This is a genomic window from Flavobacterium sp. (assembly GCF_030146175.1).
Classification (GTDB): Bacteria; Bacteroidota; Bacteroidia; order Flavobacteriales; family Flavobacteriaceae; genus Flavobacterium.
This window is the reverse complement of sequence record NZ_JASLCE010000018.1, coordinates 1-23,549: the sequence shown is the minus strand read 5'-3', so window position 1 is coordinate 23,549 and position 23,549 is coordinate 1. Positions and strand designations below refer to the sequence as shown.

Annotated in this window: 18 protein-coding genes; 7 read left to right on the top strand and 11 right to left on the bottom strand. The window is 38.9% G+C overall.

Translation table 11 applies throughout. The features are described 5' to 3' along the window. The first annotated feature begins 9 nt into the window (after positions 1-9). From Q1R07_RS01945 to rlmB, 3 genes are all read left to right on the top strand, one after another. A complete protein-coding gene (locus tag Q1R07_RS01945; RefSeq protein WP_300485421.1) occupies positions 10-1,113 on the top strand; it encodes a TonB-dependent receptor in 1,104 nt (367 codons plus the stop codon). A 20-nt stretch (positions 1,114-1,133) separates the two neighbouring features. Next, on the top strand, positions 1,134-2,708 hold the full coding sequence (locus Q1R07_RS01940) for a SusD/RagB family nutrient-binding outer membrane lipoprotein (RefSeq protein WP_300485419.1): 1,575 nt from the start codon (positions 1,134-1,136) through the stop codon (positions 2,706-2,708). Positions 2,709-2,778: 70 nt separating this feature from the next. Beyond that, entirely contained in the window at positions 2,779-3,513 is a 735-nt protein-coding gene (rlmB, locus tag Q1R07_RS01935) for a 23S rRNA (guanosine(2251)-2'-O)-methyltransferase RlmB (protein WP_300485417.1), read from the top strand. A gap of 33 nt (positions 3,514-3,546) precedes the next feature. On the opposite strand, the gene Q1R07_RS01930 is transcribed toward rlmB, so the two are convergent. After that, complete coding sequence (locus tag Q1R07_RS01930) at positions 3,547-4,353, bottom strand: rhomboid family intramembrane serine protease (protein WP_300485416.1); 807 nt, start codon at positions 4,351-4,353, stop codon at positions 3,547-3,549. Positions 4,354-4,481: 128 nt separating this feature from the next. On the opposite strand from Q1R07_RS01930, the gene Q1R07_RS01925 reads away from it, so the two are divergent. After that, positions 4,482-5,759, top strand: a complete 1,278-nt coding sequence (locus Q1R07_RS01925; protein ID WP_300485414.1) for a replication-associated recombination protein A — start codon at positions 4,482-4,484, stop codon at positions 5,757-5,759. Here the strand turns inward: Q1R07_RS01925 and Q1R07_RS01920 are convergent. From Q1R07_RS01920 to Q1R07_RS01900, 5 genes are read right to left on the bottom strand one after another with little or no spacing between them, the layout of a single operon-like run. After that, positions 5,756-6,499, bottom strand: coding sequence for a hypothetical protein (locus Q1R07_RS01920; RefSeq protein WP_300485412.1), 744 nt, complete (start codon positions 6,497-6,499; stop codon positions 5,756-5,758). The genes Q1R07_RS01925 and Q1R07_RS01920 overlap by 4 nt on opposite strands. A 19-nt stretch (positions 6,500-6,518) precedes the next feature. Beyond that, a complete protein-coding gene (locus tag Q1R07_RS01915) occupies positions 6,519-7,208 on the bottom strand; it encodes a YjjG family noncanonical pyrimidine nucleotidase (RefSeq protein WP_136403032.1) in 690 nt (229 codons plus the stop codon). 9 nt (positions 7,209-7,217) lie between these two features. Next, positions 7,218-7,763 (bottom strand): hypothetical protein, encoded by a 546-nt coding sequence (locus tag Q1R07_RS01910; protein WP_300485408.1) that lies wholly within the window; start codon positions 7,761-7,763, stop codon positions 7,218-7,220. Next, the gene (locus Q1R07_RS01905; protein ID WP_300485406.1) at positions 7,756-9,027 is read right to left on the bottom strand and encodes an FtsX-like permease family protein; all 1,272 of its coding nucleotides are present in this window, start codon (positions 9,025-9,027) and stop codon (positions 7,756-7,758) included. The genes Q1R07_RS01910 and Q1R07_RS01905 overlap by 8 nt, the downstream gene beginning before the upstream one ends. Continuing rightward, positions 9,024-9,653 carry an ATP-binding cassette domain-containing protein gene (locus Q1R07_RS01900; protein WP_300485404.1) on the bottom strand — a complete coding sequence of 210 codons (630 nt, stop codon included), beginning with the start codon at positions 9,651-9,653 and terminating at the stop codon, positions 9,024-9,026. The genes Q1R07_RS01905 and Q1R07_RS01900 overlap by 4 nt, the downstream gene beginning before the upstream one ends. Before the next feature lie 276 nt (positions 9,654-9,929). Between Q1R07_RS01900 and Q1R07_RS01895 the strand changes: the two genes are divergently transcribed. Next, the gene (locus tag Q1R07_RS01895; protein ID WP_300485403.1) at positions 9,930-10,343 is read left to right on the top strand and encodes a Fur family transcriptional regulator; all 414 of its coding nucleotides are present in this window, start codon (positions 9,930-9,932) and stop codon (positions 10,341-10,343) included. Here Q1R07_RS01895 and radC read toward each other — a convergent pair. Then, positions 10,335-11,033, bottom strand: a complete 699-nt coding sequence (gene radC / locus Q1R07_RS01890; RefSeq protein ID WP_300485401.1) for a DNA repair protein RadC — start codon at positions 11,031-11,033, stop codon at positions 10,335-10,337. The genes Q1R07_RS01895 and radC overlap by 9 nt on opposite strands. Positions 11,034-11,100: 67 nt before the next feature. Between radC and Q1R07_RS01885 the strand changes: the two genes are divergently transcribed. Beyond that, positions 11,101-11,691 carry a DUF1287 domain-containing protein gene (locus Q1R07_RS01885; protein ID WP_300485399.1) on the top strand — a complete coding sequence of 197 codons (591 nt, stop codon included), beginning with the start codon at positions 11,101-11,103 and terminating at the stop codon, positions 11,689-11,691. 20 nt (positions 11,692-11,711) lie between these two features. Here Q1R07_RS01885 and Q1R07_RS01880 read toward each other — a convergent pair whose 3' ends face one another. Further along, positions 11,712-13,067, bottom strand: coding sequence for a Mur ligase family protein (locus Q1R07_RS01880; RefSeq protein WP_300485396.1), 1,356 nt, complete (start codon positions 13,065-13,067; stop codon positions 11,712-11,714). Between the two features lie 2 nt (positions 13,068-13,069). Next, positions 13,070-13,768 carry a tetratricopeptide repeat protein gene (locus Q1R07_RS01875; protein ID WP_366526328.1) on the bottom strand — a complete coding sequence of 233 codons (699 nt, stop codon included), beginning with the start codon at positions 13,766-13,768 and terminating at the stop codon, positions 13,070-13,072. A gap of 83 nt (positions 13,769-13,851) precedes the next feature. On the opposite strand from Q1R07_RS01875, the gene Q1R07_RS01870 reads away from it, so the two are divergent. Beyond that, positions 13,852-20,310 (top strand): MG2 domain-containing protein, encoded by a 6,459-nt coding sequence (locus tag Q1R07_RS01870; protein ID WP_300485394.1) that lies wholly within the window; start codon positions 13,852-13,854, stop codon positions 20,308-20,310. A gap of 89 nt (positions 20,311-20,399) precedes the next feature. On the opposite strand, the gene Q1R07_RS01865 is transcribed toward Q1R07_RS01870, so the two are convergent. Together Q1R07_RS01865 and Q1R07_RS01860 are read right to left on the bottom strand one after the other, a co-directional pair. Then, on the bottom strand, positions 20,400-21,419 hold the full coding sequence (locus Q1R07_RS01865) for a hypothetical protein (RefSeq protein ID WP_300485391.1): 1,020 nt from the start codon (positions 21,417-21,419) through the stop codon (positions 20,400-20,402). Positions 21,420-21,456: 37 nt separating this feature from the next. Continuing rightward, a partial coding sequence (locus tag Q1R07_RS01860) for a hypothetical protein (protein WP_300485389.1) occupies positions 21,457-23,549 on the bottom strand: 2,093 nt, incomplete at its 5' end.

Sequence of the window (23,549 nt, the reverse complement as noted above, 5' to 3'; positions counted from 1 at the left end):
TGGGCACAAGTGAGTAACGGAGCTTCCCCCTATTCGCTTGCGAATTACTACGAAATCAGCCGACCTTTTCAATCAATTCCTTTCTATTACAATAATGAAACAGCAAACAATCCCGATTTAATTCCGGAAACAAAAATCGACAAGGAAATCGGCTTGGAAGTACAGCTATTCAAAAACCGGCTCGGTTTCGACCTCGCCCTCTATGAAAATGTCACCCAAGATCTTATCATACCGCTACAGGTTACAACTGCAACCGGTTTTTATTCCCAATATGTAAATGCCGGCAAAATGCGCAACCGCGGTATTGAACTTTCGCTATCCATTACACCGATAAAGTATTCCAACTTCAGCTGGAATATCAAAGGTAACTTCTCAAAAAATGATAACAAACTCCTCTCTTTATATAAAGACACTAAATCAAGACAACTGGCAACTTCGATCACTCCCCGGGTTACCTTACTGGCTGTTGTTGGTGAAAAATATGGTCAAATATACGGGTACGATTATGCCTATAACGAAAAGGGACAGCGAATAATCAATGCCAACGGAACCTATAAAACAGGAGAACGAAAAGCATTAGGCTGTATTATTCCGGATTATAATATTGGTATTCGTAACACTTTCAGTCATAAACAATGGAACTTGAGTTGCTTAATCGATATTCAAAAAGGAGGAAGTTATTTTTCAACAACCCATATGTATGGACATTATGCCGGTGTATTGGAAGAAACAGCCGCCAACGGAATTAGGGAAAACGGGATCGTACTCGACGGTGTTCTGGAAAATGGAAGTCCAAACACCAAAGTAATTCCAGCTTATCGATGGGCTCGGGCCCACTCCAATAGTGTTGATGCACAAAACGTTTTTGATGCCAGCTACATCAAACTAAGGGAAATTACTTTAGATTACAATTTACCTAAAAAAGCTATCGGAAAAAAAATAAGTCAGGTGACTTTTTCAGCCTTTACGCGAAATATTTTCGCCTGGGGATTAGGTTGGAAGGGAATGGATCCCGAAAACACAAGTTACGGAAGCGGTAACATACAAGGGTTGGAAGGAGGCTCACTTCCTTCAACCAGAACATACGGAATGACTGTAACAATTAAAATCTGATTCACTTAACGTATAACATTATGAAGCTATTAAAATCGATATTCATACGGATAGTACTATTGATAGTATTTATCTTTTCCGGTTGTACCGACCGGTTTGAAGAAATCAACACCGACCCCAATCGTCCAACAAAAGTAAGTACTCCGGGTTTATTTAATGGTGCGACAAAAACTATTGTCGGTTCTGCAACAAGAGGTGCATTCGGTTCAGCCAGAATGACACTACCTTGGATGCAATACTCGGCACAACTCAATTATACTGACGAAGATCGCTTCCTGTTTAGAGAAACGGTGAATCTTCACTTGTTTAACACATACTATATAGAAGCCCTGAATTTCAAATCAATACTGGATCTCAATACCAATCCGGCTACAGCTTCCGAAATGACCACCTATGGTAATCAGGCCAATCAGATTGCCGCTGCCCGGATCATGCTTGCCTATAACTTCCATAAACTTGTAGACGCTTATGGTGATATTCCTTATTACTCTTTTGGAAATGACGATCCTGATTTTCAAGCATTAGACATTAATAATCCAACACCTAAGTTTGCTTCACAGCAGAAAATCTACACGGATATATTAAAAGAATTAAAAGAAGCCGTCGAATCGATTGATTTAAATGATGTCATTTTCTACGAAAATCAGGATATCATTTTTAGAAATGCTGAAAAATTAAAACGTTTTGGAAACTCATTACGACTACGGATCGCCAATCGGGTAAAAAACACTATCCCGGCAGCCGCAATACATATACAAGAGGCAATTGCATCCGGAATAATGCTATCCAACGCCGACAGTGTAGGCGTGACATTCGAGGACAACATGATCAACCCGGCACCAACTTATTATTCTTTTTTTATAGATAATCGAACCGATTTTACCGCATCAAAAACCTTTATTGATCTTTTAAAAGGTCAGATCGGCCCTTTTAGTCCGGATCCGAGGTTACAAAAAATAATAGCTCCGATAGGCACTACAAAAAAGAATTCGCTACATAAAAATTATGAAGAAACCTCCGACTTAACGCGTTACCAAGGAATGCCGTATGGAATTTCGTCCCAGCTAACCACCAGTCAGGTTAGCGGCGTATCTTTATTCAGTGCTACTATTTTCAGACCGGATTATACCGAATATCTGATGGAATATTCCGAAGTAGCATTCCTATTATCTGAAATAAACGGATGGAATCAGGATTATTATCAAAAAGGAGTACAGGCCTCCATGAAAAAATGGGGCGTCCCAGAAGATCAGATAACAACCTATATCAACGGGCTTCCGGCCGCGAATCAAAAAAATGTATTGACTCAGAAATACATTGCGTTGTTTATGCAGCCTTATGAAGCCTGGGCAGAATACAGACGCACCGGTTATCCGGACATCCTCATAAAACCGGGAGAAACCGGCACACTCGTTAATCCCGTTTCGGGCACACTGACCTATACTTTCACACCGTTGGTTAACCTGACAGAGATGCCTGCCCGACTTACTTACCCTGTAAATCTTCAGGATCTGAATACAGTAGAGTACTATCACGCCGCACAAAACATAGGAGGAGACCAATTAAATACAAAACTAATCTGGGACACAAATTAATCCGCTCTTAATTCATTTCATTTAAAACCATCACATTATTTATGTGATGGTTTTTTCTATCTTTGCCGGTATGGAAAAAGAACATTTAATATTCGGCATCAGAGCAATTATTGAAGCCGTAAATGCAGGGAAAGAAATAGATAAGGTTTTTATTCAGAAAGAAGCTCAGGGCGACCTGATGCAGGAGTTGATGAAAACACTCAAAAAGAACAGCATTAATTTTTCATATGTTCCGATAGAAAAACTAAACCGCTTAACCTCCAATAATCATCAGGGTGCTGTGGCAAGTATTGCTCCGGTTTCTTTTTACAGTCTTGAATCTCTGGTAGAATCGGTTATTGAAAAAAGTGAAAAACCACTTTTTCTGATTTTAGATCAGTTATCCGATGCCCGTAATTTTGGTGCCATTATCCGAACTGCCGAATGTACCGGTGTTGATGGGATTATTATCCAAAAACAGGGATCCGCTCCGGTTAACGGCGACACGGTAAAAACATCGGCTGGTGCGGTATTCAATGTGCCAATTTGTAAGGTAGACCATATCAAGGATGCTATTTTTTACCTTCAGGGATCGGGTGTTAAAACAGTAGCGGCCACCGAAAAAACCGAAAGCCTTCTTTATGATGTCGATCTAAGTGGTCCTTTGGCGATTATCATGGGAAGTGAAGACAAAGGGGTTAATCCGTCGGTACTTAAAATTGTAGATGAAAAAGCAAAACTACCGATGTTCGGAACGATCTCATCATTGAATGTTTCGGTTGCCTGTGGTGCCTTTCTATACGAAACCGTCCGTCAGAGAAGTTAAAAATAGAAATACAAAAAAAGGATTAAGTAGTACTTAATCCTTTTTTTGTATGCTATCTCCAGATTCCGTATCCGACTTCGGTTTGTATATAATCCGATAATAAACCGGCATATCCGATTTAAAATATAGATCAGAAAGTATATCCGGTTCAACAACTTCCAGTTCCTCTTCTTTTGGCAGGTTTACAAAATTTCCGTTTTCATCGAAGTGTTTCATAAACGGATCCTGCGATGGATCGAAATCGGGATGCTCCCATTCGTAGCGTATTGGCTTTTTATATTCGGGTGTTTTCAGAAAAAACGATAATAAATACCCGGTAACAAATCCCGACAAGTGTCCTTCCCAGGAAATATTCTCCTCCGGATTGGGAAACACATACCAAATCATTCCACCATACAATACAATAATGGTTAGCGACAACGCCACCAGTCGGTAGTACTTGGTTTGAATACCTTTAAAAAAGATAAAACTTACCAAAACATAAATCAAACCACTGGCACCGATATGATAACTTTCCCGGCCAATTAGCCAGGTTCCGAAACCCGAAAGCAGGATTCCCAGTACGATAACTTCCAATGCCTGTTTTCGATAGAAATACCGCGTAGCAGCAATCAGCATTAATAAAGGTATTGAATTATTATAAAGGTGTTTAATATCTCCATGCAGGAACGGGCTAAACAGTATTCCTTTTAACCCGGACAATGTTCGCGGGTAAATCCCATAATCGGAAAGGCTAATCTTAAACCTGACCTCCACCCAGAAAACCAGCCAGAGCGTCAAAACGAAGTACAAAGGCCAGGCCAGTACCGAAGGTGAAAATTTAAAGTCTATTTCTTTCATGCCATTTATTTCTTCCGGCTACGCATCAAAAACATCACCAAAAAGATTTTAATGCTTTTTTGTCAGTTCTTCTTTTCAAAATTGCATTCGTACTTCATTCAAAAGTTAGTTTTTTGTAATTTTACCACATGGAAGCACCATTGGCAGAACGCATACGTCCGCAACATTTATCCGATTATATTAGTCAGCTACACCTGGTTGGCGAACAGGGTTCCTTAACCCACCAAATTGCACGCGGTATCATCCCGTCGTTAATTTTATGGGGACCACCGGGAACCGGAAAAACAACCCTCGCCCAGATCATGGCACAGGAAAGCAAACGCCCGTTTTATGTTTTAAGCGCGATTAATTCCGGGGTAAAAGATGTACGTGAAGTGATCGATAAAGCCAAACAAAGCGGTGGCTTGTTTACGGCCAAAAACCCGATATTATTTATCGATGAGATTCACCGGTTTAGTAAATCACAACAGGATTCTTTATTGGCGGCTGTCGAAAAAGGCTGGGTAACGCTTATTGGAGCGACGACCGAAAATCCGAGTTTTGAAGTCATTCCCGCTTTATTGTCAAGATGTCAGGTTTATGTCCTGAATCCGTTTTCCAAGGAAGACCTTGAAGCCTTATTACACCGGGCGCTTGAAAAAGATACGATTTTAAAATCTAAAAATATTCGTTTGTTGGAAACCGAAGCGTTACTACGACTTTCGGGCGGAGACGGACGAAAACTACTCAATATTTTCGAATTGGTGATCCATGCATCCGAAGGTGATACAATTGAAATCACCAATGAAAAAGTCATGCAATTGGTTCAGAAAAACACCGTATTGTACGATAAAACCGGAGAACAGCATTATGACATTGTTTCCGCCTTTATAAAATCCATCCGCGGTAGCGATCCAAACGGAGCCGTATATTGGTTGGCACGAATGATTGAAGGTGGTGAAGACGTTAAATTCATTGCGCGTCGCATGCTGATTCTGGCTTCGGAAGACATTGGTAATGCCAATCCGACGGCTTTAATTATGGCCAACAACACCTTTCAGGCGGTAACAACAATTGGTTATCCGGAAAGTCGCATCATATTGAGTCAATGCGCTATTTATCTGGCGACATCTCCCAAAAGTAATGCGAGTTATATGGCTATTGGAAAGGCACAGCAACTGGTAAAACAAACCGGCGACTTACCGGTTCCGATACATTTACGCAACGCTCCAACCAAACTCATGAAAGAATTGGGCTATGGAGACGAATACAAGTATGCACACGATTATGCAAACAATTTTGTCGATCAGGAGTTTCTTCCGGACGAATTACAGCAAACTATATTTTACGATCCGGGAAATAATTCCCGGGAAAATGCAACCCGGGATTTTCTAAAAAACCGTTGGAAGGATAAATACAATTATTAGAACTTAATATCCAGTTTTTCGGATACCAGTTTTTCGTTCTGATAATATTCGAATATCCAGGCGTTATTCTTTTTGATCAATACCCCTTGAACGCTATCGTTTTTAGCGGTATACAGATCCGGGTTACTGGTTTTAAATATTTTTAAAACGATTTTCGGCGTACTATCCACTAACTGATAACCGTTTGTTATCGGTTGTGCAAACAATTGTCCGGATATAACCGTCGTAGTTATTGGGTCTTTTTTTATGGCTTCCTGTACAACCAGATTTTCCGTTACAGGTGGCGCAGGTTTTAGTGGTGGAATTGGTAGCGGTTTGGCATCCTGTAATCCTTCCTCAATCGATTTCCCTACAATTCGGAAGGCCTGGATATAGGCTTTATCATACTCTTTTAATCGGCTGGTTCCCTCTTCCGAAATAAAAACAGTTTGATTTTTACAATCTGTCAACTCCACTTTAATTTTGGTATTGAAAACCGTATTATCCTCTACCATATTGGCAAATAACGCATTACATCTGTTTTGAGCAACCTCATCCGGCATAATATCCGTATCATACAATACCGTATACCCTTTCTTTTCGAAAACCATTTTGGTTAAAGCGTTCAGGTTATACTTATTGGCTTGCTTCAAAAAGGAAAATTTAGCCGGTACTATAACATATTTATAATCCGTTAGTCGTTGCGAAAATGCCGTTGCCGAAAGCAACAGGATTGTCAGCATTACACCAGTCTTTTTCATATTGGTTTGATTTACTATTCTAAAGTATTTTTTTAAGTTCTAACAAGTGACGCACCTGTGGCACTTTTAAAGCGTCCCCATAGTCGGATTCACTAAAAAAGATGGCATCAAGCCCAACATTTAACGCCCCTTCGATATCGGCTTCCATGCTATCGCCAATCATCACGCTTTTGTCTTTATCCGTTCGGGCAAGATCCAATGCAAATTCGAATATCTTCGGATTGGGTTTTTTAACTCCGGCTTTTTCCGAATTGGTTATCGTAATAAAATAATGGTCGATATTGGCATTTTTGAGTTTCCCTTCCTGAACTTCATGGAATCCGTTCGTGATGATATGCAGGTTGTATTTCGGTTTTAAATAATCCAGGATTTCGATAGCGCCATCAAAAAGGTGATTGAACTTTGGCAAATACCAGATATATTCCTGTGCTAAAAGATTGATTTTCGCATCGTCGATTGGATATTGTAACAAGTCAAACACCTCTCTAAAACGGGAATATCGCAATTCCTGTTGTGTAATTTTTTCTTCCTGATACAGTTTCCAGTATTTAAAATTAATCGGAATATAGTATTCCAGAAAAGTTTCCATCGAAATAGGCATTGCATGCTTTTCGAAGATTGCTTCAAAAGCTAATGCAGAATTTTTTTCAAAATCCCAAAGGGTATGATCCAGATCGAAAAAAATATCGGTTTTATTCGTAAATCTCATGCTTGTATTTTATTTGGCTCCTTTAACGATAACGGCATCATCTACGTGATAAACCCAGTCTTCTACATCGCTATCGTTATAGCGGAAATTCCCTTCCAATGTTACATATTGGTCGGTTTTTAATTTTGGTGTTTCTCCTTTAAACTTAATTCCCATAATGGTTTCCGGCCCGGATTTACCACAAAAGAAACAAGATGCAAACACATTTTTACTTAACGCATAGGACTTGTTATCGATCGGGATAATAAACCCGCTCATCACAATGCGCTTTTTATTGGTTAGTTTTAGTTTCGCATTTACCTGCGGGAACATTACTTCTCCGTATGTTTTATGTTGTTTTTTTACATATTTAATATCACCCAGCAATTTCCAGGTAAGCGTATCCGAACTTGCCGTTACTATAGTGTTTCGGCTGTTCGTAAAACTAACGAATCCTGCTTTTTCCATTTTTGTATCCGCAGGTGTGTTGCTTTGTGCTTTTTCCGGAGTATAACCGTATTCCAGGACTAAAAGCAGTGCCGTAAGGGCTATTACTACTATCGATTTTTTACGCATTGGCCAAAGTTTTTGAAATATTAAGTTTGTACGCCTTAACAGCCGGAATAACAGCCGCTAAAACACCGACAAATATAGTCAGTAAAAATAAGAATCCTTCTTTTTCCCAGACAAACTCAAAAGGGTTAAATGTCATTTTAAATTCTTCCTCGGAGGAACCGGAAATAAACAGTAGTGCTACTCTTCCAACTATTGTGCCGGAAAGATAACCCAGTACGCATAAGATCAAACTCTCAATAACGACTAGATACAGCAATTGAAAACGGGTTGCTCCGTTCACTCGCAACAAGGCGAATTCATATTTTCGTTCTTTTAATGTATTGTATAAAGCAATAAAAATACTAATTCCGGATATCAGCATAATTCCATACGCCAGGTATTGCAAAGCCTGAAGTCCGACACCAAACAAAGTAAACAGTCGGTTGATTTCAATAGCCGGTGAAGCCGCCTGCATTTTGGTATTTTGCGGAATCATTCGCGGCCAGGTTACAATCCCCATTTTATTTCGGAATTTCAATAAAACAGCTGTAATCTCTTTTCCTTCCTCACTAATTACAACTGCATCGTGATGATGATCGGCTTCCGCATGATCGTGATCGTGGTCATGTCCTTCATGATCGTGGTCGTGCATTTCGGCTTCGCCATGTTCATGCGAATCGTGCATCGCCCAAACACTCTGGATATTCGAAAGAATCAGGTTATCGATTACCTTTCCGGTTTCCGATAATACGCCAACGATATGATAGGCATGTTCTTCATGAACCTCACCTTCTTCGGCATCGCCATGGGATCCAAAAAATTTATCTCCGGTTTTCAGGTTTAGTTTTTTCGCCACTTCACTTCCCACAACAACCTCAAAATCCTTTTCAAAGGCTTTACCCGACACTACTTTTGCCGCATACTTTTCCATATAATCGGTAGTGGTTCCAACAATTTTAAAGCCGTGGTAATTATCGCCAAAAGCCAGTGGAATAGCTGTCTTTACAAAAGGGTTTGTCATCCATTTTTTGGCTTCCTGATAATCGATATTACCGGTCGGTGCATCCACCTGATATACGGAAGACAAAATAAGTTGCAACGGACTTCCCTGCGCGCCTAAAACCAAATCGATTCCATCGGCATTGCTGGAAAATTTTTCCTCAAATTGTTTTTGCAACAGAATTAACACTGTAATAATCGCCACACTGGCTGTTAGCAAAATAATGCTTAGCGTTGTATTGAGTGGCTTAAACCAGGTATTTTTCCAGGCTAATTTTGTAATCATGACAGCGTAATTTGATTGGTAAAACGTTGCTTTAATCGGGAATCATGTGTCACGATTACCAGTGCCGAACGATATTCTTTAGCCAGATTATCCAGTAAATCGGCAACTTTAAACGCATTTTCATCGTCCAGACTGGAAGTCGGTTCGTCTGCTAAAAGTACTTTTGGTTCGTTGATCAACGCTCTGGCTATCGAAACCCGTTGCTGCTGACCAATACTAAGTTGTGAAGGCAACTTATGGATATGATTTTCGAGATCGAGATGTTGTAATAACACTTTAGCCTTTTCGGTACGTTGCTTACCCGAAGCTAACCAGGAGGCCAGTTCTACATTTTCAAGTACGGATAATGCGCCTATAAAATAGGATTGCTGTAAAACCAGTCCGATGTTTTTCCCTCTGAAATGATCCAGTTTTTTTTCAGACAATATTCCGATATCGGTAGTATTTATAAGGACTTCACCTGCCTGAGGTCGTAAAAGTCCACCCAAAAGATGTAGCAATGTTGTCTTTCCTTTTCCGGATCCACCGGTAATCAGTATGGTATCACCATCAGAACAGCTAATATTGGGAAACGCAAAAGAAGTCCCTTTCCCGTATGAGAACGTAATATTTTTAGTAGCAATCATTATCAAATGCTTTTAATAAATCCAATGTAGGCTATTTTAAACGAAAAAATAGCTCCTAAAGAGCTATTTATACTAAGCCAATCAAAAATAACAAAAAATTAGTTCCGGTTCTTTTTATTATGAATAATATAACAAAAGCTAGTGTTTCTTTCAATAGCCACAGTATCGCTTCGTTTCGATCATGAACCTTTCTGACACCAAAGCATCGTATTTTGATTTTTTGTAATTTTGTTGCAAAGGCTTACAAAGCAATAGCACAACCTGTTCATTTTAAAGATGGCTGAAAAAAAAATCAAAAGAGAACGTAGCTCAGGTACCAAAACTGCGATACTTGAACTGTTGAAGGCACAAAATACCGCCTTAGCCCATAAAGATTTCCACAATCATTTTGGAAACACATATGACAGGGTTACAATATACCGGGCATTGGATCGACTCGTTGACGAGGGAAAACTCCACAGAATTACAAACCTTGATGGAGTGGTTCAATATGCCTTATGTAAGGAATGTGAATCCAAAGAGCAGTCCCAACACAATCACGATCATGTTCACTTTAGTTGTGAAAAATGTAAAAAAACGACTTGCATGGAGTCTATTGCTATCCGGATTAATTTACCTTCCGGTTATACCGTTCGGGAGCAACAAATTTTAATTAGTGGAATTTGTCCGGAATGTAATGCTTTAGAGTAATCCTTCGTCCCGAAAGCTAAAGTATTCGTTTTCGGTTACGATAATATGATCGAGTACTTTAATATCCAGATAATCTCCGGCTTCTTTGAGTTTATAAGTGATACTAATATCGGTTTCACTGGCTTTTAGAGATCCGGAAGGATGGTTATGAACTAAGATCACACCGGTTGCGCTATATTCAAGGGCAGTTTTAAAAATCAGTCTTGGATCCACAAGGGTAGCCACCAAACCTCCCTTACTGATTTGGTATTTATGAATTGCTTTATTGGAGTTATCTAAGAGGAGAATCCAGAATTCTTCATGCCCCAGTTCTCCGAGGATCGGTTGCATAATTGTAAAAACGGATTTGCTGGACATAATAATCGGGAGGTTCCATTTACTGGCTTCGGCTTTTCTTCTTCTCCCTAATTCCAAGGCTGCGATTATGGTTACTGCTTTTGCTTCACCAATGCCTTTAAAGGACATTAATTGTTTGATGGATAGCTTCCCTAAAGCGTTTAAATTATTATCAAGGCTGCCCAGAATTTTTTTAGAGAGATCCAGAGCGCTTTCTTTTTCACTACCAGATCGTATCAGAATGGTTAGCAATTCGGTGTTGCTTAAAATGGTTCGGCCTTTTTCGATTAGTTTTTCTCTGGGTTGATCGGAAGGTGCCCAGTCTTTAATTGGGATATAGTTGATTACTTTCATTTTGGCGTATATTTTTTGTTTAATACTAGTTTCGTTCAAAGTCCGTTATTCTAATAAAAATAAAGTTATGAATTTTTTTCTGGTTTTTCTATTCCTAACCTACCCAATAACAGCCATAAACAGCCAGTTTCACCCCTCTCAAAAATTATCCGAAGCGGCTATGGTATTAACAAAGGATCGGGTGACGTATGATCCGGTGTATCGAAAAATTGGATATCCAAATGGGGATGTCCCGTCGGATAAGGGCGTTTGTACGGATGTAATTATCAGAGCTTACCGGAAGCTTGGGATTGATTTACAGAAGGAGGTTCATGTGGATATGCAAAAAAACTTTTCGAAGTATCCTTCGAAATGGGGTTTAAAAAAACCGGACACGAATATTGATCACAGAAGAGTTCCCAATCTTCAGGTTTACTTTTCCCGTTTTGGAAAAGTCAAACCGATTACCGCTAATCCGTCCGATTATACTACCGGAGATATTGTTACCTGGATGCTTCCCGGAGCCTTACCCCATATCGGCATCGTTGTACATCGAAAATCAAAAGACGGAAAACGCCATCTGATTGTTCACAATGTAGGCCGCGGACAAGTGTTGGAAGATTTTCTTTTTAAGTATCCGATTACCGGACACTATACCTATAAAACAGAAAAGGATTAGCGAAAGCCAATCCTTTTTTATTACTGTATTAATTTCTTCACATCGTCGAAATCCAGTCCGCCGTAATTTCCGGAACTCATTAATAAAAGTGCCGTATTATCCAGGTTAAGATTAAAAAGATACTGTTTAAAATCTTCCGGATTGGTATAAATAATCAGGTCTTCCCTATTGAATGCTTTAGCAATCTGTTCGTAGGTTATTGTTTCCAATCGTTTGATCTGAACCGCTTCCGGCGAATAAAAAACAACAGCCGTATCGGCAGCATTGAGTGCTCCTTGGTATTCTTTTAAAAATTCGGCATTCAAACTACTATAGGTATGCAACTCCAGACAAGCTATCAGATTTCGGTTTGGATATTGTTCTTTTACCGCTTTAGTCGTCGCGGCCACTTTACTCGGCGAATGTGCAAAATCCTTATAGGCAACCTTACCTTTTCCTTCCGCGATTTTCTCCAAACGTTTGGAAGCGCCTTTAAAACTCGCAATGGCTTCGTAAAAATCGGCTTCATCGACACCCATATTCTGGCAAATCCATTTTGCTCCGGCAAGATTATTCAGGTTATGCGCTCCGAAAACTTCAATTGGCATTGGCCCTTCCGGTGTTGCCAATAACGTTGTTCCGTCTTCCACGGTATACTCCGGAGTATGGTATGGAATTTTCCGGATCGGATTGGTCGCTTCTTCGGCTACTCTTTTTACTTCCGGATCATTTTCATTATAAACCAATATACCGCCATTGGTAATTTTCCGGATAAAAATCGAGAATTGCTCTACATAATTTTCATAAGTCGGAAACACATTGATATGATCCCAGGCAATTCCGCTGATCAATGCAATATTCGGTTGGTATAAGTGAAATTTCGGTCTTGGATCCATTGGAGATGACAAGTATTCATCGCCTTCCAGAACGATAAAATCATTATCGGTAGTAAGGTGAACCATGGTATCAAACCCTTCTAATTGTGCTCCCACCATATAATCCACATCAATATTATGATAATGCATTACATGAAGAATCATTGAAGTAATGGTTGTTTTCCCGTGGGAACCGCCAATTACAACCCGGGTTTTATCTTTTGACTGTTCGTACAAAAATTCAGGATACGAATAAATTTTCAATCCCAATTCCTGTGCTTTTAACAATTCGGGATTATCGGCTTTGGCGTGCATTCCCAAAATAACCGCTTCGATATCGGATGTGATTTTCTCCGGGAACCATCCCATTTCTTCCGGTAATAATCCTTTGTTTTTTAAACGGGTTTTGGAAGGTTCGAAAATAGCATCATCACTTCCGGTTACCTTATATCCTTTGCTATGTAAAGCCAGTGCCAGATTGTGCATGGCACTTCCTCCGATAGCGATAAAATGTGTACGCATTTTTATGTTTTTTTCTTTTGATACAAATCTAAGGTTTGTTTTGCTTTTTCCGGCATCTTCATTTTATTTTTATACAAATCGGCCAGACGTTGGTAGGTCACTTTTGACTGACCAATAGCCACCGCTTTGATAAAATATTTTTCCGCTTCGGAATAACGCTTAAAATATTCGGCAATATGACCTTTGGAAAGATAACCGTCCACCGGTGAAATCGCCATTAGTTCATCGGAATAGCGTTGCGCTTTTTTTTCACTTCCGCCCAATATTCCTGGGATTTCCAGATAAAAAATTATCAAAGCCCAACGCGATTCTATATGCTTCGGATTTAATTTAGCAGCTGTCAGGAAGGCTTCTTCTATATCGTCGATCATTCCCAATGCTTTGAATTTACTAACCGACTTTGCCTTCATCGCCATCGCACCGCCATACTTATAATAGTACTCCGCATTTTTAGGATACCGCACTTTTAGTTTTTGATAACACGAAATGGCTTCGTCCCATTGTTGCTGATGCGCCGCAATATCACCTAAATATACTATCGCTTTGGCATTATCCGGATCTTCTTTGACAATCGCATTGAAATAAGGTCGTGCTTCTTCATAGCGCGCCTGTTCAAACAACTGTATACCTTTTCCCAAATCACCTTGTGACCACGATAAAAAAGGCACTAACAATCCTATGTAAATCCATTGCTTCATCATTCAAAAATAACAAAATACATCCTTTTTTATAACGATTAGAGAATATTTAAACTTTATAGTATCTTGCTTAAAAATTCCTACCCATGAGAAAAATTACATTTGTTTTTGCCCTATTCTTCTCGACACTATTATATGCCCAGAAATTTGATAAAAAATGGGATAAAGTCATTGCACTCGAACGGGAAGGAAAAATCCGTTCGGCCAATACCGAAGTCCAATATATTTACAAAAAAGCCAAATCCCGGGGAAATGAAGCCGAAATGGTTAAAGCCTTCTTTTATTCGTCAAAATACATGCAGACATTGGAAGAAGATGCCGGTGTAAAAATCATTGCCAACTTAAAAAGCGATATCAAAAACAGTAGCATTCCTACACAATCACTGTTATACTATATCTACGCCCAATGTCTTGAATCCCATTTAGTCAAAAACGGATATAAAATCGCTAAGCTATCTAATGTCGATTACACTCCTGAAGCCGACTATAGAAGCTGGCCGCTTAACATGCTTCAGGATACAATACAAATTGCTTATCAGAAATCAATTGAAGCGGAAAACGTGTTATTAAAAACGCCGTTAACGCAGTATGAAAATGTTATTGACTTTGAAAAATACGAAGACTTCAAAAAGTATACGCTTTATGATTTTTTAGCTAGTGAGGCTATTCAGCGTTATATCGCAGCGATAAAAGGTTCGCATCTGAAAAACACAGAAAAGGAATGGCTATCGCTATTTGACACTTCCGATAATTTCCGTAAAAACAACCTACAGTCAATCAAAAATGATGATTTAAAAAACAGCATAAGCTTATATCAAAAACTGGAAAACAATCCTGTTTTACGCTCAAAATACCAATTGAAACGATTGGACGATTTACAGTCTGTCTTTGACGTCGAAGGGCTTCAATATCTTAAAATACTGAATCGATTCCCGAAACAAAATACAGATACATTGACTCTTCAAAATGTTTTATATCGAAAAGCATCGCTGTATCTGTTACATGCCTCTAAAAAAGACCATCAGGATTATAACCAACTGGCGTTAAAAACATATGACAGTTTATTAGCTTTAGGAAAGTCCAATACCTATAAAAAAGCGGCAAACGACCGTTACTTTTTAACCCGGGAATCTTTTTCAATTCAATTATTAAAATACACGTACAACGAGCAGCATGCACGAGCGCTTATTCACTATAAAAATCTGAATAATTGCACACTTTCCTTTTATAAAATAAACCATCGGGAAGTTACATCCTTGTATAACATTTCTTCTGCTGTAAGGGATAGTATCCAAAAAACAATCCGTAACTCGAGAAAACCGATAAAAACCATCACGTATCCGTTACAAAACAAAGGTGATTATTTCGAATATACTACCGAAATAATGTTACCGGATCTGACAACAGGAACGTATATGATTGATTATGATAGTCCGGATAAAACCTATTCCAGAGAAACAAACGAAAATATTTTAATTGTTAGCGATATCGGATTACTTAGTTATGTCAAAAACGACCAATTATATTTTGAAGCATTGCACCGAAAAACCGGAAAACCAATGGAAAAAGTGATTATTTCCGGTAAAAATTTTACAGCACAAACCAATGCTGAAGGTCGCACCAGCATTAAATGGGAACCTTCTAATTATTCCTATAATGATTCTATTCTGGCAACACAAAATAACGATTCTTTATATGTAAGCCAAACTTATATTGACAGTTACTTTAACCGGAATAACAGCACAAACGATTCCATTTCCAATGCAACAATCCAGCTTTTTCTCGACAGGGCTATCTATAGACCCGGACAACCCGTTTATTACAAAGGAATCGCATTGTGGGACAAAAACAATACAACAGAAATTATCCCTAATCTTACTGTAAAAGTAAATCTCACTGATCCGAATAACAAAACAGTAGAAACATTAGAAGCCAAAACAAATGAATTCGGTTCTTTTTCCGGTAAATTTATTTTACCTAAAAACGGCGCAACCGGGTCATATTCAATTGAAGCTGAAGAACCGGATACGGTTGAAAACGATCCTCTTTATAATAAAGCAGAAGATGAACATCCGTTTTGGGACAAAATGAACTCCTATAGCAAAACCATCGATTTTAACGTCGAAGAATACAAAAGACCCAACTTTCAGATCACTTTTGCGCCTGTAACAAAAACGTATGCCGTTAATCAGGAAATTACAATAAAAGGAACAGCCAAAGCACTTTCGGGCAGTACGATCAGTGATGCCAAAGTGACCTATATTATCAAACGATTTGTCCGATCGAGATATTACTATCAGGAGGAGAGTCCTTTTATAGCCAAAGGCGAAACGCAAACCGATAGCAACGGTAATTTTACAGTGGTCTTTAATGCGGAACCGGACACTGAATACGGACCGGAAAAACGCCCGGTATTTAATTATGACGTTACGGTTGATATAACCGACATTAACGGGGAAACCAGAAGCAATAAAACCACGGTAAAAGCGGGTTATCATATGCTAAACCTGGAACTTAATCTTCCGCAGGTAATCGAAACCGGAAAGAAAGAATTCCTGCAATTAAACAGTGAAAACCTGAATGATTCGTTTATTCCTACTAAAGGTACATTGACATTTTATTATACCGCTCCGATAAGCAACAAATGGAAAAGAAAAGGATATAATCCGGAAATAAAATCGATAGACGACAGTACCTTCGATTCCGTATTCCCTTATGAAAAACGTGACAATGATTCGATTCCGAAAACCGTTGTCCTAAAAAGAAATGTGAATACACAATTGGATCGCAAAATCCCGTTGGATTTTATGTCGGATTGGAAAACCGGAAATTACACGGTTGCGTTTTCAACTAAAGATTCACTCGGCCATTCGATTGAAAACACAGCTAACTTTAAATTATTCCAGCAAAAGGACAAACAAAAACCATCCGACCGATTATTTACGGTAAAACAAGTCAACCCTACTCCGTTAAAAGACGGATTCATAAAATTGGAAATCGTGTCCAATTTTGCCGATTTGTATCTGAATGCCGATGTTTATTCTAACGGCATACAATATTACAGAGAAACATTCCAACTCCAAAACAAACAAGCGATTATACAGGTTCCTGTAAAAACTGGCGCTAAAGGAATGATCAAAACACAATTTCAAACTTTATTTGATAATGAAGTGGTTACGGAAACCGTTATCTCCGACATTCAGGAAGAAGAGGAATCTTTAGCTTTTGAAGTTGAAAGTATCCGAAATAAGATTGAGCCCGGAAGTCATGAAAACTGGATATTCCGGATAAAAAACAAAAAAGAAGCCGAAGTTTTAGCATCAATGTATGACAGTTCACTGGATCAGTTTACCAAAACCGAGTGGGAACAACTGACATCATTCCGTAATTATAACCGTTATGTTCCGGAGAAATCTAAAATAGGTTTTGGGAATGAGTACGGATCTTTATCTTTCTATTCCGATACCGCTTCTTATTATTCGGATATCTCAGACAAACCAAACAGTCTTATCTGGTTCGGATTTAATTTTGCGAACCCGAATGATCCATATGCCCTACTACTTTATAAAAAACTGGTTGATTCCGGAAAAACCAAAACACCGGCCAATGCCAAAACAATCAGCGGTATTGTTTCGGAAGGCGGATTGCCGTTACCGGGCGTTGCAATTGTTGTAAACGGAACAAGACAAGGTACCCAAACCGACATGGATGGTTATTATACGATAACGGCATCTATAGGCGATATACTGACCTATAGTTTTGTGGGAATGGAAACCAAGTCGGTGGTTATAAAAGATAAAACCCAAAATGTAACATTAGCATCTGAGTCCAAACATCTTAATGAAGTGGTTGTCGGTGCTATGGGAATAAAGGCCAGAAAAGAGGCTATACTGGCCGCTAATCTGGCTAACAAATTATCGGATGTCAATATGCTTCAGGCGCTAACCGGAAAAGTAAGCGGTCTTCAGGTTAGTCAAGCGCCACCTATTGCGATCAGAGCTCCGCGTACTATAAATGAAAACGATAAACCGCTTTTAATTGTAGTCGACGGAAAAATAGTTGATGCCAGTACACTGGAAAATCTACCCGGTTCCGACCTTTTATCGACTACTCTGTTAAAAGGTTCTCAAGGAACAGCCTTATACGGTTCCGCCGGCGCTAACGGTGTTTTAGTGATAACAACAAAAAAAGCGCTAACGGAAATTGCTGAGGTAAAAACTCGGAAAAACTTTAATGAAACAGCTTTTTTCTATCCGCATTTAAAAACGGATAAAGAGGGGAGAATCAAATTTTCGTTTACTTCACCGGAGTCTTTAACGAAATGGAAACTTCGCCTTTTCGGTCATAACAAAAAAGGAAAATCAGCTTATTATGAAGATCAGATAATTACGCAGAAAGAGTTGATGATAACCCCTAACTTTCCTCGTTTTTTCCGTGAGAAAGACACACTTTTTATCAGCGCTAAAATTGCGAATATGACCTTCGATTCAAAATCCGGAATTGCTGCTTTACAACTTTTTGACGCTACAACAATGGAACCGATCGATCATAAAACGGCCAATCAAAACAACATCAAAAACTTTATTATCCCGGCCAAAGGCAATTCGGAAGTGAGCTGGAAGATTATTATTCCGGAAGGCGTTCAAGGTATCCAATATAAAGTAGTAGCCAAATCCGGTAGCTTTAGCGATGGTGAAGAAAATATACTTCCGGTGCTTACCAATACGCTATTTGTTACCGAAAGTATCCCGCTTTGGGTTCGCGGCGACAGTAAAAAAACGTATACACTTGATAATTTAAAGAACAATACTTCAAAAACGCTTCGCAATCACCAGATTACACTGGAATATACTTCCAATCCGACCTGGCTGGCATTACAAGCGTTACCGTACTTAATGGAATATGAACACGAATGCTCCGAACAAACATTTGCCCGATATTATTCCAATGTACTGGCTACACAGATTATCAATAGTAATCCTAAAATTGCAACGCTTTTTGAAAACTGGAGAAAAGACGGAAAAAGTATTTCCAAACTGGAACAAAACGAAGAATTAAAATCCATTATACTGGCTGAAACACCGTGGTTACGCGATTCTCAGTCTGACGCTGAAAAGAAAAAAAGTCTGGCTTTATTATTCGACCTGGATAAAATGGTAATTTCTACTGATGTTATTTTTGATAAGTTAAAAGAAAAACAAAAAGCATCCGGAGGTTTTCCGTGGTTTCAAAATGGAGATGAAAGCTATTATATTACCCGTCATATTATGGCCGGTTTCGGGCATCTTTCCAAAATACAACTTAAAGAGGATATCAAATCACGATTTAAAAGCATCACAGATCCGGGAATTCAGTATATCGATTCCAAATTTATGTACAATCATAAAGAGCAATTAAAAACTTCCGGACTAAATAGACAAGATTGTGATAATCTCTATTACCTCTATGCCCGAAGTTTCTATCTGACCAGTCATCCTTTGAATACAGAACAGCAAAACGCGATTAACTTACAGCTGGAAGCTTCGCGAAAAAACTGGCTGAATTATTCACTTTATGAAAAAGCATTAGCAGCATTAGTTTTCAATCGTTTTAATGACCCGAAAACGGCGGCAACTATTATAACCGGTTTAAAAGAAACGGCGGCTAACAATACTGATTTCGGTATGTATTGGATTACCAATAAATCAGGATGGTACTGGTATCAGGCGCCAATAGAAACTCAGGCGATGCTGATCGAAGCATTCGCTGAAATAACCGAAGATAAAACCGCGATTGAAGCGATGAAAGTATGGTTACTAAAAAACAAACAAGGACAAAGCTGGCCAACAACCAAAGCCACTACCGAAGCGATTTATGCTTTATTATCGTATGGTGACAATTGGCTTTCGGAAAAGGACAACACCGTTTTTAAAGTCGGAAATGAAAAAATAATGTCTAAAAAACGGAACGAAAATCAGAAAGAAGCCGAGACCGGTTATATCAAACTCAACTGGAATCAAAAAGAAATCAGTCCGGAGATGGCGACTATCAGCATCGAAAATAAATCGAAAGTTCCGGGTTATGGTGGTTACTACTGGCAATATTTTGAAGATCTTGATAAAATTAAAACACAAAGCGGAAGCGGTTTATCAACTTCCAAAGAATTATACCTAAAGAAAACAACCGATAAAGGTATACAGTTGGAACAAATTACACCAGAAAAGAGCATTAAAGTCGGTGATCTTGTTACCGTTCGCATTATCATCAAAGCGACTGAGGATATCGAATATATTCATTTAAAAGATATGAGAGCTTCCGGTTTTGAGCCGGTAAATGTACTTTCCGGTTATCAATGGAAACAAGATTTGAGTTACTCGCAAAGTACCCGTGATGCCGCCACCCACTTCTTTTTCGATCAGATCAGAAAAGGAGTCTATGTTATCGAATATGATGTACGCGCCAATAACAGTGGTCATTTTTCCAATGGCATCACGACGATACAAAGCATGTATGCTCCGGAATTTACGAGCCATACCAAAGGAATCCGGGTTCAGATAAAACGCTAATCATTCCAGATAAATCATGAAAAAAGGAGGCTTGATGAAGCCTCCTTTTTGTTTTTTTATTTCTCAAAATAACCCCGTCTCTTAAACAACTAAAACCAGGCCGCTACTTTTTTAAAGATGTTTTGTTCCTTATGATAAGGAGTTATATTAAAGTCGTCCAAGTCATAAAATATAATTTCATCCGGGCGGTTTGCCAGATTATCACGTAGATCATCGGCCATATTTTCCAGATCGTCTTTTGAAATGGATTCCATTTTTAGCTGATCGCCTTCTTTAAAATAATTGCCACCGCGGATAACGCTTTCCACTACGGTAAAATACATGTCATCCGTTTTTCTAAAATGCGGATCGTTTTTAAGAGCCGCCACATCAATTTTACTGATCACTTTGATCACCCGATGATTCCGGATATGAATTCCCCAGCTATATATTGGCAAAGCCACGTCGAGTGCCAATGGAAATTTTTTCAGGCTTTTGATATAGCTTTGTGCCACTTCCCGATCATAAATAGAATTCCGATTATCGGGCGCGATACTTCCCATATTGTAGTACATCAACACGCCTTTGTCGACATTGGGAATTCCGGTTTTATTAAAATATTTCACCTGATGTAACCGAATGGTCGCCGACAACCTTTTGGCACTAACCAACTTTAAATGTTCGACAAATTTTAAATAACGGTCTTTACTATTTAACGTCCAGTCGCAATCCACCTGAATTTCATCCCACGCAATTCCGTATTTCGCATTGACTTTTCCGACATAGGTATTGACATTTTCAGCCAACTTTTCCAAGTCGACTGTCGGTTCGAGCATGACTTCATTTTTGATATACACCACCGGAACAATTTTATACGGATCCGGTTTTTCGGAAAAGCGTATCGGTGATACCGGTATGGCTTCTTTCCCCTTAAGACCAATATCGAAATAACGGATATAGATTTTACCGACGTTATTCTCCGACAATACCTTTTTTTCGTTTTCCGTTAGTTTAAAAATTGTTTTCCAGTAATAGAATGCCACGTTTGGCTCCCCTTTTTCCGACTTATCCGAACAGGCCGAAAACAATCCTACGAATAGGATGATTGCAATTATTTGCTTCACTTTCATTTAATTATTAAAGGCTTTACGGCTTCAACTTTTGGAATTATTCCATTCCGAGGTATTTCCGGAAATAGCCGCATTCTTTGATCACTTCTTTATAATACTCGGTATTGGAATAATCCGATTTTAGTTTTTGAAACCCATTCCAGGCCAAAAAGCTTACTTCCGCTTGTCGGTAATAAGTATCCCTGGTATGATACCGTCCGGAATAGAAATCGTTCCGTTCGCATTTGGCCATCATATACATACATCTTGCTTTTTGTTCCGGATTGGTTGCTGCCGCAAAGGCCTTTTTATAATACTCATTCGCCAGTGCTGTGCTTAACAGAATCGGTTGGTAAAATTCATCGATATAGTTTCCCCATTGCGCCATGATAACGTCATCGTAAAAAGCACGGGCATTACCATAATAGGTCATATTATAAAAGGCATTACCCAATAAAAGGTTATTACTATATACGTCCTCACCTTTTGTCAGCTTATCCTGCATTTCTTTTATTTTTTGTAAAAAAGAAAGCTTGGTATATTTCACCTTCTGATAGGCCACATGATCGCAATCGTTACAATCCCTAATCTTACCATTAAACGGATTCCCCCATAACGAATCTTTACTTCTTTCGGACTGTTCCATATAGCTAATTGCCTGATCGATTTTATTGTTATAAGCGCTTATCACACCCTGATAATCGTAAATATCCGACAACGTCACATTATAAAGCTTCAAAGCCATTTGCTCCCATTCGCTTTTATTGGATTTGCTTAAAAAAGCTTTCATGGCTTCCTGGCTTTCCGGTTTATGATAATACGTTTTATCGCGTAAAAACAATTCTGCCATTACACCATTTTTCTGTGAGGCATACAACGATGCAATATAACGGGCACTCCATTCTTTGGCTTTATAATAACGAAAATAAGCAAGCTCATTTTCCACATTCGGAAGTTCCAGATACAACCACTTAAGCTCTTTTAACAGTGCTGCTTCCGATTTCGCATTCATTTTAGTGGTTGTGCTAATAGTGTTGATCAATTTTAAAAGACGAAATTGTCTGTCTGAGAGCTCACTTTTCGGTGCCTTGCTTTCAGCTTTATCAAACAGTTTGGCAGCTCTTTTATAATCGCCTTTAAAGATATTCAGGTAGCCAGCTGCGCTATTCCACAAATAGGGCTTTGCCGTTTGGGATTCGTCTGCAATTTTATCAACCATAGCGACCATGTCTTTGTTCAGCTTCTCATTGATCTTCTTTTTATATTCTGGAATTGTCCTAAACTCATCATCGTTTAGTCGGATTTCTTCTTTATTCACAAGACGTGTTAACAGATATTCCAGATGTTCGCTTTTTGGATTTAGCTTATAGATCTCGGCAATCGCTTTTTGTTCATCGGCATAATACCCCAAAAGCGCCCACAATGCTGTTTTTTCATCCGTATTCTGGGCTAACTGTAGCGAAGCGTTAAAATCGGATTGCTCCTGCGGGTGGAAATTATAGGCCGTCGTCTGACGAAGTGCCGGACATTTATCAAATACCACCGCATAGCCGTAATTGGCTTTTACATAGTTTTGTTGTTTGTAATAGCTCCCGGCAACATATGAAAGTCCGCGGTAATACAGCGTATTTTTAGGCACACTGTTTTGGGTCTTTTCAAAAAAAGTGATCGTTTCCGGTTTCGAATTGCTATAAAAATAAGCCTTCATGGTTTGAAACCAATATCTGTTTTTCAGGAACGCATCCTGTGTTTGTTCAAATTTTGTTTCTACCGTTTTGATCAACTGCGGCGATACTCGTGAGACAGGCTTTTCGTTGGCATCCCATGGATCATATTGCGCTGTAGTATACTGATCAATTTGTCGGGCATAATACATAAACTCTAAAAAGTCTTTTACTTTTTTATTTTTCAGATCGATTTTAGAATCGGAAAGAGTGGGTTTCTTTTTATTAAAAGCCACATTATACATATTCTCTACTGTCGTTCTCGAACTATCATTTAATATCAGATAACTCAGTTTTTCTTTGTTGATGGTGCCTCCGAGGTAATGATCCCATTCGGCCACAATGTCTTCGTTAAATCGTCCTGTAAAGTCGTCATCATAGCCTGTATAGAACATATCACCCGAATAAAACAAGGGTGAATACGATT